General features: G+C 68.5%; 12 protein-coding genes and 1 tRNA gene. 8 read left to right on the top strand and 5 right to left on the bottom strand.

The features are described from left to right. Position 1: 1 nt before the first annotated feature. A complete protein-coding gene (locus Sj15T_RS09895) occupies positions 2-829 on the top strand; it encodes an SDR family oxidoreductase (RefSeq protein WP_021223215.1) in 828 nt (275 codons plus the stop codon). 94 nt (positions 830-923) lie between these two features. Here Sj15T_RS09895 and Sj15T_RS09900 read toward each other — a convergent pair whose 3' ends face one another. Genes Sj15T_RS09900 through Sj15T_RS09910 form a run of 3 tightly spaced genes read right to left on the bottom strand, consistent with a single transcriptional unit; the run spans position 924 to position 4,986 of the window. Next, positions 924-2,357 carry an efflux transporter outer membrane subunit gene (locus Sj15T_RS09900; protein WP_013040872.1) on the bottom strand — a complete coding sequence of 478 codons (1,434 nt, stop codon included), beginning with the start codon at positions 2,355-2,357 and terminating at the stop codon, positions 924-926. Then, complete coding sequence (locus Sj15T_RS09905; protein ID WP_013040873.1) at positions 2,354-3,961, bottom strand: MFS transporter; 1,608 nt, start codon at positions 3,959-3,961, stop codon at positions 2,354-2,356. Before Sj15T_RS09905 ends, Sj15T_RS09900 begins: the two co-directional genes overlap by 4 nt. Next, positions 3,958-4,986: an HlyD family secretion protein gene (locus Sj15T_RS09910; protein WP_148225563.1), complete on the bottom strand. Its 1,029-nt coding sequence runs from the start codon at positions 4,984-4,986 to the stop codon at positions 3,958-3,960. The genes Sj15T_RS09905 and Sj15T_RS09910 overlap by 4 nt, the downstream gene beginning before the upstream one ends. Before the next feature lie 88 nt (positions 4,987-5,074). Here Sj15T_RS09910 and Sj15T_RS09915 point away from each other — a divergent pair, with 88 nt between their 5' ends. Beyond that, complete coding sequence (locus Sj15T_RS09915) at positions 5,075-5,710, top strand: TetR/AcrR family transcriptional regulator (RefSeq protein WP_013040875.1); 636 nt, start codon at positions 5,075-5,077, stop codon at positions 5,708-5,710. A gap of 64 nt (positions 5,711-5,774) precedes the next feature. Here the strand turns inward: Sj15T_RS09915 and Sj15T_RS09920 are convergent. Next, a tRNA-Gln gene (locus Sj15T_RS09920) sits at positions 5,775-5,849 on the bottom strand. A gap of 298 nt (positions 5,850-6,147) precedes the next feature. Between Sj15T_RS09920 and Sj15T_RS09925 the strand changes: the two genes are divergently transcribed. The 3 genes from Sj15T_RS09925 to Sj15T_RS09935 all read left to right on the top strand — a co-directional run bounded on the left by Sj15T_RS09925 (position 6,148) and on the right by Sj15T_RS09935 (position 8,017). Continuing rightward, positions 6,148-6,669, top strand: a complete 522-nt coding sequence (locus Sj15T_RS09925) for a MarR family transcriptional regulator (protein WP_013040877.1) — start codon at positions 6,148-6,150, stop codon at positions 6,667-6,669. A gap of 72 nt (positions 6,670-6,741) precedes the next feature. Next, the gene (locus Sj15T_RS09930) at positions 6,742-7,056 is read left to right on the top strand and encodes a hypothetical protein (RefSeq protein ID WP_013040878.1); all 315 of its coding nucleotides are present in this window, start codon (positions 6,742-6,744) and stop codon (positions 7,054-7,056) included. Positions 7,057-7,114: 58 nt separating this feature from the next. Beyond that, positions 7,115-8,017 carry a DMT family transporter gene (locus Sj15T_RS09935; protein WP_041386545.1) on the top strand — a complete coding sequence of 301 codons (903 nt, stop codon included), beginning with the start codon at positions 7,115-7,117 and terminating at the stop codon, positions 8,015-8,017. A gap of 174 nt (positions 8,018-8,191) precedes the next feature. On the opposite strand, the gene Sj15T_RS09940 is transcribed toward Sj15T_RS09935, so the two are convergent. Next, the gene (locus tag Sj15T_RS09940) at positions 8,192-8,947 is read right to left on the bottom strand and encodes an enoyl-CoA hydratase (RefSeq protein WP_007683622.1); all 756 of its coding nucleotides are present in this window, start codon (positions 8,945-8,947) and stop codon (positions 8,192-8,194) included. Positions 8,948-9,065: 118 nt separating this feature from the next. Here Sj15T_RS09940 and Sj15T_RS09945 point away from each other — a divergent pair, with 118 nt between their 5' ends. The 3 genes from Sj15T_RS09945 to Sj15T_RS09955 all read left to right on the top strand — a co-directional run bounded on the left by Sj15T_RS09945 (position 9,066) and on the right by Sj15T_RS09955 (position 12,964). Further along, the gene (locus Sj15T_RS09945) at positions 9,066-10,055 is read left to right on the top strand and encodes a bile acid:sodium symporter family protein (protein WP_013040880.1); all 990 of its coding nucleotides are present in this window, start codon (positions 9,066-9,068) and stop codon (positions 10,053-10,055) included. Between the two features lie 144 nt (positions 10,056-10,199). After that, positions 10,200-11,357, top strand: a complete 1,158-nt coding sequence (locus tag Sj15T_RS09950) for an aromatic ring-hydroxylating dioxygenase subunit alpha (protein WP_013040881.1) — start codon at positions 10,200-10,202, stop codon at positions 11,355-11,357. Next, positions 11,354-12,964 (top strand): NAD(P)/FAD-dependent oxidoreductase, encoded by a 1,611-nt coding sequence (locus Sj15T_RS09955; protein ID WP_041386547.1) that lies wholly within the window; start codon positions 11,354-11,356, stop codon positions 12,962-12,964. The genes Sj15T_RS09950 and Sj15T_RS09955 overlap by 4 nt, the downstream gene beginning before the upstream one ends. The last annotated feature ends 33 nt before the right edge of the window (positions 12,965-12,997 follow it).

Below are 12,997 nucleotides of genomic sequence, written 5' to 3' on the forward strand. Positions count from 1 at the left end.
AATGGAGCGCATAGTCGAAGGGAGGGTGTCGATCGTCACGGGCGCTGCGCGGGGCATCGGCCGCGCCACGGCCGAACTGCTGTGCCAGCATGGCGCGCGCGTCGTGATCTGCGACGCGGATCGCGAAGCGGCCGAACGGACGGCGCGGGAAGTGGAAGGGGAAACGATGGTCTTCGCCGGCGACCTCGTCCAGCCCGGCATGGCGGAGGCGCTGATAGAGGCGACGATGGACCGCTGGAACGCGATCGACATCATCGTCAACAATGCCGGCTATGTCCTCAATGCCCGCGCCGAACGGATGACGGACGAGGAATGGGACCGGATGCTCGCGATCCACGCGACCGTGCCGTTCCGCATCCTGCGCGCCGCCGCGCCGCATATGATCAAGGCCGCCCAGGCCGAACGGGCGGCGGGGCGGGAGGTGTTCCGCAAGATCGTGAATGTCGCCTCTACCGCCGTGATGGGCAGCGTCCGCCAGGCCAATTACGCCGCGGCGAAGGCGGCGCTGGTCGGGCTGACCAAGTCGCTGGCGAAGGAATGGGGCGAACATCTGATCAACGTCAATGCGGTGGGCTTCGGTTCGGTCGATACGCGGCTGGGCGGCTTGCGAAGCGAGGATAATGTGCTGGAACTCGGCGGCGAGCGCATCCAGCTCGGCCTTTCGCAAAAGGCGGTCGACAGCATCCCCGCATCGGTTCCCTTCGGCCGCCCGGCCACGCCCGCCGAAGCGGCAGGCGCGATCTTCATGCTGTGCACGCCCTGGAGCAACTGGGTGAACGGCCAGTTGCTGATGGTCAATGGCGGCCAGGTCTACGGCATGTCGGCATAGCCCGGCAGGACGTTGAGGCGACAAGGAAGAGATCCGGCCGGTGCGCGGTGCGTGACGGGATGGACGGCCACGCGGCGCAAAATGCCTCGCGCCGTCAGGCCGGCCCGTTCCCGACCGCTTCCCAGCCGCCGCCCAGCGCCTTGTAGAGCGCGGCCAGTTGTTGCAGTCGCGCCGCCTGCGCCAGCACGTGCAGGCGATCGGCCGCACTGTAGGCAAGCTGCGCCTGCAACAGGGCGGTCAGATCCTCCTCGCCCGCCGCGTACCGTCGCCTCGCCAGTTCGACCGCCTCCGCCGCCGCGTCGCGCGCCGCGGCGCGCTCGACGCCGACAAGGCCCGCCGAGGCGTAGCGGTTGATGCTCGTTTCGCTGTCGGCGAGCGCGGTCAGCACCGCCCGTTCGTAGCGCGCCGTCGCGGCCTCGACACGGGCGTCCGCCGCGCGGATCTGGGCACGAATGCGCCCGCCAGAGAAGATCGGCCAGCGCAGCGACGGGCCGAACTGAAAGCGCAGGCTGCTGTCGGAAAGGAGATCGCCCGGCTCCCGCGCTTGCAGCCCGATGCCGCCGATCAGCGAGAAGCGCGGGAAAAGCTCCGCCGTCGCGACTCCGACATCGGCGGTCGCCGCGGCCAGGCCGCGTTCGGCAAGGCGAACATCGGGACGACGGCGCAGGAGGTCAGACCGCAGGCCGGCGGCGACGTCCAGGCTTGCCGCGGGCATGGGCGCGACCCGCCTCAGCCGCTCATGCAGCGCCTCGGGCGGCTGCCCGACGAGAAGCGCGAGACGGAAGGCGGCCGCCGCTTCGTCGCTCTCATGGGCGGGGATCGTCGCCGCGGTCGACCGCGCCTGCGTTTCGGCGCGCAGGAAATCGGCACGCGAAGCCGCCCCGACGCGCAGCCGCTCGCCGACCAGCCGCGCTATGTCGCCCTGTCCCCGCGCTTCGACGACCGCGTTGGCGCGCAGCGCCTGTGCGGCGCGCAGGTCGATATAGGAGCGGACAACCTCTGCGACGACCTGGATGACCGTCCCTCGCCGCGCCTCCTCGGCCGCCTCCGCGCGCGCCTCGGCGCTTTCGACCGCCCGGCGCGTTCCGCCCCACAGGTCGATCTCCCACGACGAGTCGAAACCGGCGTCGTAGATCGAAAGGCCGCGGCCCAGCCCCGGAACCTTGCCGACGGGCAACTGGCCATTTTCGCTGAGCCGGCTTTCGGTCGCGATCGCCGAAACCCCGGCCTGCGGCAGTTCGCGCCCGTGGACCGCGTCGCGATTGGCGCGCGCCTCGCGCAGCCTCGCCCCTGCTTCGGCCATGTCCTTGTTGCCCGCGATCGCCGCTTCGACAAGCTCGGTCAGCAACGGATCATTGAACTTGCGCCACCAGGCGCCGTCGACGGCTTCGCCGCTCGCTTGCCCGACCCAGCTTTCGCCGACGGCGATTTCAGGACGCCGATAGTCGGGGCCGACCGCCGCGCAGCCCGCCAGACCGGCGGCGAGAACCGCCGCCAGCGCGATTTTCACGGGTCGCTGCCGCTTCATGATCTTGCCTCTGCTGGAAAGGATTTCGGTTTCCCCATCGTCTTGGCGAGCAGGATCTTGAACGCCAGGATGCAGGGCGCGCCGAAGACGAAAAGCAAGGCGACGAGGGTGAAGGCGGTGTCGAAAGCGATCACCGCGCCCTGCCCGCCGACCGCGCGGCCGACCATCGCGGTCGCGGCCTTCGCGGCCACGCTCGCCTCGACGCCGCGCGATACCAGCAGGTCGGTCGTCGCCCCGATCCGTTCGGCGAGCGCGGGCGATCCCGCATGGATCGCCGCGCCCAGCACAGCCTGGTTATGGACCATCCCGTCATCGATGGAGGTCTGGAGCGCCGCGACGCCGATCAGCCCGCCGAGCTGGCGCCCGATATTGAAGATGCCGATGCCGAACGCGACGCTGGCCGGGGGCAATTTGCCGAACGCGATCAGCATGATGGAAAGGAACAGGAAGCCGAGGCCGAAACCGCGCAGCAGGACCGCCGGCATCATGTCGGCGGCGCCGCTTTGGCCGTTCGAGCCGGAAAGCATCCACATGGCCGTCATGATCGACAGGATGCCGAAGGGCACCGTCGCCACCGGCGGCACCCCGCGGGCCTGCATCAGCCAGGCGGCGAGCAGCAGCGTCGCGAGGAAGCAGCCGCCGCTCGGCAGCAGCAGCGCGCCCGCCTCGGTCGGCGTGAAGCCCAGCACCGATACCGCGAAGGCCGGAATCACGAAGCCGCTGCCGAACAGCACCGCGCCCGCGATGAAGCTGACGAAGAAGGCAAAGGCGAAATCCGCCGTCCTGAAGGCCGAAGGATCGAGAATTCCGGCGCTCCCCACGCGATATTGCCGGGCCGCGAACAGCAGCAGGCCGGCCGCGGCGACAGCGGTCATCCAGCCGATCCGGCTCGCCTCGAACCAGTCCCATCGGCTTCCCTGGGTCAGCACATAGGTGGCGCAGGACAGCGCCATGCCCAGCCCAAGCAGGCCGACCCAGTCCAGCCGGCGCGGCGGCGCGGGCCGGGCGGGCGTCGGATCGGCGATGAGCAGCAAGCCCGCAGCGCCCAGGGAAAGCGGCAGGACCGCAAAGAAAATCCACCTCCAGTCGTGATTGTCGACCAGCCATCCTTCGAACAGGGGCGCCGCGGTCGCCGGGGCAACGACCGATCCCATGGCGAACATCGCCTGCAGGATCGGCTGGCGCGCCGCGGGGAAGTTCCAGAACAGGATCGCCTGTCCGCTGATCAGCAAGGTCGCCCCGGCGATCCCCTGAACCATCCGCAGGACGATCAGGAAATCGAGCTCGGCCGTCGACGCCGCCCCCGCGCACGCCGCGCCCATCGCCAGCGTGGCCACCAAAAGCGACCGGCGCGGATCGATGCGGGTCAGGAGCCAGGGCGCGAAGGCGAAGCCGATGAACTTGAACGCGGTATATCCGACGTCGAGCCATGCGAACTCGTCGGGCGTGGCCGAGGTGTCTCCGATGATGTCGGCGCGGCCCAGCGCCAGCAACGTGCCCGCGACCGCTTCCGTCAGGCTGGAAAGGATGATGCCGGCGACGAGGAGCCGGCCGGTCGCGGCGCTTGAAGGCGCCGCTGCCGCCGGGGCAGCTAGGGCGGTCATGACCTTGCGCCGCGCTCGACTTCGACCCGTGCCGACAGGCCTGGGACCAGCCGTCCGGGAAGCGGGTTGCGCTGGATTCGGATCTTCACCGGCACGCGCTGCACGACGCGGACGAAATTGCCCGTCGCATTGTCGGTGGGGATCAGGGCAAATGCCGATCCGCTGCCGGGCGCGAGGCTGTCGACGACGCCCTTGATCACGACGTCGGGATAGCCGTCGACGCGTATCCGCGCGCCCTGTCCGGGGCGGATGTGCTCCAGTTGCGTTTCCTTGAAGTTGGCGACGACGTAGAGATCGGCAACGGGAACGATGTCGAGCAGCGAAGCGCCGGGCGCGACGAGCCGACCGACGCGAACCTGCCGATTGCCCACGACGCCGGCGATCGGCGCGCGCACCACCGTATTTTCCAGGTCGATGCGCGCCAGATCGCGCGCGGCGATCGCCTGCGCAAGGGCCGCGACGGCTGCCTGGCGCTGCGTGCCCAGAAGCTCGACACGCTGGCGCTGGGCATCGATTGCAGCGGTCGAGACGGAGACGCCCGCCTCCGCGCGCGATCGCGCCGTCTCGCTTTCGTCGACTTGCGCCTGGCTGATGGCGCCGCCGTCGATCAATTCGTTACGGCGATCGCTCGTCCTGCGCGCAAGACCCAGGTCGGCGACCGCCGCGCCGCGCTGCGCCGCCGCCTGACGGACCAGGATATGCTGCAACCGTATGTCTTCGCCGCTGTTCGCCAGCCGCGCCTGGGCTGCCTTCACATTGGCTTCGGCCTGCGCCAGCTTGGCCCGATAGTCGCGATCGTCGATGCGGAACAAAATATCGCCCGGCCGGACGGCCTGATTGTCCCTCACCGCGACCGAAACGACATATCCGCCCACCTTCGGCGCCATGGAGGTCACGTCGCCGCGCACATAGGCATTGTCGGTTTGCGCCGCGCCGCTGCCGCCCCACACCCACGCGCCCAGCGCGACGCTCGCGGCCGCGACGCATAGCAGCATGCCAATCTTCTTCCCGTCAGCGCTGGCCATGAAATCTCCGGTAATAGGAATTACCATTGACCCATAGGGTAATCCCAATTACCAGTCAATGGCGTAGGCGAGGGAAGGAGAAGTGCCAGTGAGCCAGACGCCGGGCCGGAGCCGCATCAAGGTCGGTCGCGACGAGCTGCTTGCCGTTGCGGCGAAGATCTTTTTCGAACAGGGCTACGCCGCAACGCGCATCGACGACATCATCGAGCGGACGGGCGGTTCGAAGCGCAACATCTATGCCGAGTTCGGCAACAAGGAGGGGCTGTTCGCCGCGATCGTCTCCGAACAGGCCGGCCAGGCGCTGGCCCCGCTGGCGATCGACAATGCGGCGGGCCAGAAACTTGAGGAGGTGCTGCTCGACTTCGGGCGCCGGCTGATCGACATCTACATGTCACCCGCCCTGCTGGGCGTTTACCGCATCGCGATCACCGAATGCGCCCGCTTTCCCGAACTCGTGCGGCGCTTCTACGATCTCGGCCCGGGACGCGCGGGCGCCACGCTCGCGGACGTGCTCAGGGCAGCCAAGGCGCGCGGAGAGATCCAGACCGACGATTGCGCCGTAGCGGGCGATCATTTCGTCAGCATGATCCGCGGGAACATGCATCTGCACGTCATGCTTGGCCTGCGCGACCCGCCGGATGCCCAAGAGCGACGCCAATTCGTGGCGTCCGTCGTCGATCTTTTCCTGAACGGCCTCGTCCATGCCAGGCCGGAACAGGACTAGCGACCCGAATCCGCAGCGCGTCGCATCGCGGGGAGACCTTGTTGGTCATAATGGGCCAAAATAGTGGCTGGGGCGGCAGGATTCGAACCTGCGCATGGCGGTACCAAAAACCGCTGCCTTACCGCTTGGCTACGCCCCAGCATGGGCCGGACACCGCCGGCGCGGACCGCCATATAGCGCCTGTTGCGCGAAAGGAAAGCCTAAGGCTGTATCGACATTCAGAAGATGGCGAGCCGAAAATGGTGGTTTCCCGTGACCCGGCGCGCAGCCTACTCAAACTAGGTGAGCACCGGAAGCACGGAAATTGAAGCGAGGCACGCGACTCGCTTCAACCATTTGCAGGCCGTCAGGGCTGAATGTCGATACAGCCTAGTCATTATTTTCCGGAACCGCCAATATGCGCGCCGCCCCTTCCTCTCAGCCTGGAACCGACCGGCATGTCCGCGCCCCATTCCCCGACCCCCGCCTCCACATCCCAGATCGCGCCCGCTTCGCCGCTGTTCCTGCGCGAGGATGAGATCCGGCGGGGCATAGAGATGCTCTATTTCGGCTATTCCGCGCTCACCCGCTCGATCGACGAGGGGCTGGCCGCGCAGGGGCTGGGCCGGGCGCATCACCGCGCGCTCTATTTCATCTCGCGCCAGCCCGACCTGACGGTGAAGGACCTGCTGCGCCTGCTCGCCATCACCAAGCAGTCGCTGGGCCGCGTGCTCAACGACCTGATCGAGCAGGGCTATATCGAGACGCGGCAGGGCGCCAGCGACCGGCGGCAGAAACTGCTGCGGCTCAGCCCCGCCGGCGTCGCGCTGGAGGCGGAGCTGTTCCGCGCGCTGCGGGAAAAGATGGCCGCCGCCTACGCCCAGGCGGGGCAAGGCTCCGTCACCGGATTCTGGCGCGTGCTGGAGAGGCTGATCCCCGATCAGGACAGGTCCATGGTGTTCGGACTGCGCGGCCGGTGAAGGGCCGTCGCGCAACCTTATCGCCGTGGGAGCGCTTATCACCCCTGTGTTGAAGGCAAGAAGGGTGAATCCATGCGCACAAAATTCCTGGCCGCCATGTCGGCGCTGGCCATGCTCGGCGCGTCGGCCTGTTCGGAAAAGGCGGCCGACAATCTGGAAAATGCCGGCTCCGCGATCGGCAGCGACGTCGGCAACACGGTCGACCGGGCGGGCGACAGGATCGACCGCGGCCTGGACGCGGCGGGCAATGCCATAGGCGAAGGGTCCGACCGACTGGGCGCGGCCATGGACAATGCGTCCCGCGATGCGGAGCGGGAGGCGCGCGAAGCCAAGCAGGACGTCGGCGCGGCCATGGAACGCGCGGGCAACGACATCAGCAAGGAGTGACGGCCCGCGAAGGGCGCGGCGCTTGACCTTGGCGGCCATCGGCCGCACCAGCGACGGCATGTGCGCCGCGTCCCGACATCCCGCCCCCTCCCGACTGATGATCGGACGCCCGGAACTGGCGCTGATCGGCATCACATTGCTGTGGGGCGGGACCTTCCTGATCGTGCACCAGGCGATGCGGCACAGCGGGCCGCTGTTCTTCGTCGGGCTGCGCTTCGGCACGGCGGCGCTGATCGCGCTCCCGCTCGCCTGGCCCGTCCTGCGCGGCGTCACGCGACGGGAATGGCTGGCGGGGACGATGATCGGCGTCGGCATCTTCACCGGCTATACGCTCCAGACCTGGGGGCTGCGGACGATCCCCAGCAGCACATCCGCCTTCATCACCGCCGCCTATGTGCCGCTGGTGCCCATCCTGCAATGGATCGTCCTGCGCAGGCGGCCGCGCCTGGCGAGCTGGATCGGCGTGGCGCTGGCCTTCGCCGGCCTGCTGCTGATCGCCGCGCCGAGGGACGGGCTGTCGCTCGGCCGGGGGGAGGCGCTGACGCTCATCAGCACGCTCGCCATCGCGCTGGAGATCATCTTCATCAGCCTGTGGGCGGGCCGCGTCGACGTGGCGCGGGTGACGTTCATCCAGTTGGCGGTGACGTCGCTGCTCGCCTTCGCCTGCATGGTCCCGGCCGGAGAGGCGATCCCGCCCTTTTCCTGGATCGTCATTCTGTCGGCCTGCGGCCTGGGCCTGATGACGGCGCTGATCCAGCTCGCGATGAACTGGGCGCAGCGCAGCGTGTCGGCCACCCGCGCCACACTGATCTATGCCGGGGAGCCGGTCTGGGCGGGCCTGATCGGCTGGATCGCGGGCGACCGCCTGCCCGCCAGCGCCCTGCTGGGCGGCGCGCTGGTGGTCGCCGCCGTGATCGTCAGCGAAATCCGCTTCGGCAGGCCTCAGGGCATTGCGCGTTAAATCAAATCCCCGCCATTTGTGAGTTTACGGCCTAGGGTGTGTGGGGATTCAGTCCATGGCGGGCTGCAAATAGCGGCTTTCTGCGCTTCCGGTGCTCACGTACTGAAGTACGCTGCGCGCCAGTTCTCGAAATCCACTATTTTCGCCGCGCCCTGAACTGAATCCCCACACACCCTAGCGGCGAAACACCGGCGCCCGCTTCTCGAAGAAGGCGGCGAACGCCTCCCGCGCCTCGTCGGAGGCCAGCGTCTCCCTGAACAGCCGCGCCTCCTCCTCGATCCGCTGGTTCAACACCGCCGGATCGCCCTTCATCAGGCGGCGGGTCGCGGCCAGCGCCCCAGGCGGCTTGGTCATCAGCAGCGCCGCCTTCTTCCGGGCATGGTCCAGCAGCGCGTCGGCCGGAACGATCGCCGTGACGAAGCCCGCATGGTCGGCGGTCTGCGCATCCATCGGCTCGCCCAGAAGCAGCATCGACGCCGCCTTGGCATAGCCCATCGTCGCCGGAGCCAGCAGGCTGGAGCCTGCCTCCGGCACGATCCCCAGATTGACGAAGGGCATGGTGAAGCGCGCGTCGGGCGCCGCATAGACCAGGTCGCAATGGAACAGCATGGTCGTCCCCACGCCCACGGCCAACCCCTGCACGGCGGCGACCGCCGGCTTGCCGAAATTGGCGATGGCGCGGATGAAGGCGAAGGCCGCCTCCCCGCCCTGCGGGCCGGACATGAAGTCGTTGAGGTCGTTCCCCGCGCAGAAGGCGTCGCCCTTCCCGGCGAACAGCACGGCGCCGATCTCGTCCCGGGCGGACGCATCCGCCAGCGCGGCGGTCATGGCGCGGTACATGTCGGCGGTCAGCGCGTTCTTCTTGTCGGGACGGTCGATGTGGATTTCGATGACGCCCTGGTTCTCGACAATGGCTATCCCTTCGCTCACGACCGGAGCCTCCTTGCTGTTCTTCCGCCTTGCACGGGTCTTGTGGTTCGTCGCGACTGTTGGCGCATCTGCGCGGGCGCGTCTATCCTTTTCCGCCCGTCCTGCCTAAAGGCGACCCATGCAACGCCTGCGCGAGATACTGGACCCTTTCCTGCTGCTGCTGATCGGCACCGTGGCGCTCGCGTCCCTGCTGCCCGCGCGCGGGGAGGCCGCCGGCCTCGCCGGGGCGGCGGCGGACGCGGGCATCGTCCTGCTTTTCTTCCTGCACGGCGCGAAGCTGTCGCGGCAGGCGATCTGGAACGGCGCCAGGGCGTGGAGGCTGCACCTGGCGACGCTGGGAACGACCTTCGCGGTCTTTCCCCTGATCGGCCTGGCGACCCAGCAGGCGACGGCGATCCCGCCATCGATGCGCGCCGGCTTGCTGTTCCTGACGCTGCTCCCCTCCACGGTGCAATCCTCCATCGCCTTCACCGCCATCGCGCGGGGCAATGTCGCGGCGGCGGTGGTCAGCGCATCCTTCTCCAACCTGCTGGGCATCGCGCTGACGCCGCTGCTGGTCGCGCTGACGATGGAAAGGGGCGGAACGGGCGGCCTGATCTCGCTCTCCTCGATCGAGGACATCGTGCTGCAACTGCTGCTGCCCTTCATCGTCGGCCATCTGGCGCGGCCATGGATCGGCGGCTTCGTCAGCCGGCACAGGGCGATGCTGGGGCGGGTGGATCGCGGGTCGATCCTGCTGGTGGTCTATGCCGCCTTCAGCGCGGCGGTGGTGGAGGGATTGTGGCAGACGGTGTCGCGCGGCGAATTGCTGCTGCTGGCCGCGGCCTGCATCGCCATGCTGGGCGTCGTGCTGGTCTTCACCCTCCTGCTCGGACGGCTGCTGGGCCTGTCGCGGGAGGATGCGATCGTGCTGCAATTCTGCGGATCGAAGAAAAGCCTGGCGACGGGGGTGCCCATCGCCGGGGTGCTGTTCCCCGCCGGCGCGGTGGGGCCGATCCTCCTGCCGGTCATGCTGTTCCACCAGATACAGTTGATGGCCTGCGCCGTGCTCGCCCGCCGCTACGGCGCGGCGGCGGACGCCCAGGCCCGCCTGGCGGCGGCGGGCTGAGGCGATGGACCGGCCGGTCCCGACCCCCGTCGCCATGGGCTGAATGTCGATCGGCCCCAGGACCGATCCGATCGCCGCCATTGCCGGAAAGGCGCGGTATGTTATACATGCGTAAAATATATCGGCTGGGGCGGGCGCGCGATAGTGACGGATGACGGGCAAGGGGAGGATCCGGACGCGGCATGGAGCCTGCCGGCCTGGACCTATCGCGATCCCGAATTTTTCGATCTGGAGCTGCGCCGGATATTCCGCCCCTCCTGGCAAATCGTGGCGCATGAAAGCGACATCCCCGCCCCCGGCGATTTCCGCCTGCTCGACTATATCGGGGAAAGCGTGATCCTGATGCGGGGCGGGGATGGTCTCGTCCGCGCCTTCGCCAATGTCTGCCGCCATCGGGGCGCGCGGATCGTCGACGCCGCCGCGGGCTGCGCCAGGACGCTCACCTGCCCCTATCATGGCTGGACCTATGACGATCGGGGCCGGCTGTCCGGCGTGCCGCTGGAGGAAAGCTACGGCCTCGACCGCGCCCGCCATGGCCTCCACGCCGTGGAGGTCGAGAATTTCCACGGCTTTCTCTTCGTCAGGCTGGAGGATGACGGCGGCCCCTCCGTTGCGGAGATGATGGCGCCTTATGTTCAGGAGATCGCGGCCCACCGCTTCGGCGACTTGCGGGCCATGGGGCGGGTGACGCTGCGCCCCCGTGCGGTGAACTGGAAGATCGTCGGCGACAATTATGCCGACGCGCTGCATGTCGCCGTGGCGCATCCCGGACTGCGGCGGCTGATGGGCGAGGGCTATCGGGTGGAGGCCGCCGCCCATGCCGACCGGATGAGCGCGCCGATCCTGCGCCGGCCATCCGCCAAGCTGTCGGAACGGGCCTATCAGCATTTCCTGCCGCGCATACCGCATCTGGGGGATGAGCGGCAGCGGCTTTGGACCTATTTCAGGCTGTGGCCCAATATCGCCTTCGACATATATCCCGACCAGGTGGACTTCATGCAGTGGCTGCCGCTGTCCCCCACCCGATCGCTGATCCGGGAGGTTGCCTATGCGATCCCTGACGAGCGCCGGGAAATGAAGGCAGCCCGCTACCTCAACTGGCGGATCAACCGGCGCGTTAATGCGGAGGACCGCGCCCTGCTGGAACGGGTGCAGGCGGGCCTTTCCTCCGACAGCTTCACCGTCGGCCCCCTTTCGACGCAGGAGGTGGCGCTCCGCCATTTCTGCGCGCGGATGCGGCGCATCATTCCGCAGGCGCGGCTGCGTCGCGCCCCCGCCCCTGGATGGAGCCGGGCGGCATGACCGGGGCCTATGACGCGGTCATCATCGGCGGCGGGCATAACGGGCTGGTCTGCGCCTTCTACCTGGCGCGGGCGGGATACCGGGTGCGCATCCTCGAACGCCGCGCCATCGTCGGCGGCGCCGCCGTGACGGAGGAGTTTCACCCCGGCTTCCGCAATTCGGTGGCAAGCTATACCGTCAGCCTGCTCCACCCCAAGGTGATAAGCGACATGCGGCTGGTCGAAAATGGCTATCGCGTGCTGGAACGGCCGATCGGCAATTTCTTCCCCCAGCCGGACGGCCGCTATCTGAAGCTGGGCGGCGGGCTGGAGCGGACCCAGGCGGAGTTCGCGAAGTTCAGCGTGAAGGACGCCGCCGCCCTCCCCGCTTATTATGACGCGCTGGAGGTGGTGGCGGACCTGCTGCGCGACATGACGCTCAAGACCCCGCCCAATGCCGGCGACGGGCTGGCGATGGTCGTCGCCGCGCTGCGCCAGGGCCGGCGGATCGGCGGCCTGACGCTGGAACAGCAGCGCGACGTGCTGGAACTGTTCACCCGGTCGGTGCGCGGCTTCCTCGACGGCTGGTTCGAGAGCGAGGCGGTGAAGGCGGCGTTCGGCTTCGACGCGGTGGTCGGCAACTACGCCTCCCCCGACGCGCCGGGCAGCGCCTATGTGCTGCTGCACCATGTCTTCGGGGAGGTGAACGGGAAGAAGGGCGCCTGGGGCCACTGCGTCGGCGGCATGGGCACGATCACCCGCATCATGGCGCAGGTGGTGCGCGACCTGGGCGTGGAAATCAGCCTGGAGGCGCCGGTCGCGTCCGTGCTGGTCGACGGATCGCGGGCCGTGGGCGTCCGGCTGGAAAGCGGGGAGGAGGTGATGGGCAGGGCCGTCATCGCCAATGTCGGGCCGAAACTGCTCTACGAACGATTGATGGACCCCGCCGACCTGCCGCCCGATTTCCTGAAGCGCATAAGGGGGTTCAGGGCGGCGTCGGGCACCTTCCGCATGAACGTCGCGCTGTCGGCGCTGCCCGACTTCGCCTGCCTGCCCGGCGCGGGCGAGCATCACCAGTCGGGCATCGTCATCGCGCCGACGCTGGACTATATGGACCGCGCCTATATGGACGCGAAGCGCGAGGGCTGGTCGAGGGAACCGATAGTCGAGATGCTGATCCCCTCGACCGTGGACGAAAGCCTCGCCCCGGCGGGCTGCCATGTGGCGAGCCTCTTCTGCCAGCAATTCGCGCCGATCCTGCCCGACGGCCGCAACTGGGACGACGAACGCGAGGCGGCGGCGGATCACGTCATCGCCACCGTCGACGCCCACGCGCCCGGCTTCGCCCGGTCGGTGATCGCCCGCGACATCCTCTCCCCGCTCGACCTGGAACGGAAATTCGGCCTTGTCGGCGGCGACATCATGCACGGCAACATGACGCTGGACCAGCTATGGGCGGCGCGGCCGGTGCTGGGCCACGGCAACTATCGCGGCCCGCTCAAGGGCCTCTACATGTGCGGCGCGGGCACGCATCCGGGCGGCGGCGTGACCGGCGCGCCGGGCCATAATGCGGCGCGGGAAGTGATCAGGGACGGCGCGCTGCTGGGGCGGTGGTTCGGGCGGGGGTGAAACGGCATGCGCCGCCATGCCTTGCCCTCTCCC

It is taken from the genome of Sphingobium sp. TA15 (assembly GCF_037101235.1).
GTDB lineage: Bacteria > Pseudomonadota > Alphaproteobacteria > Sphingomonadales > Sphingomonadaceae > Sphingobium > Sphingobium indicum.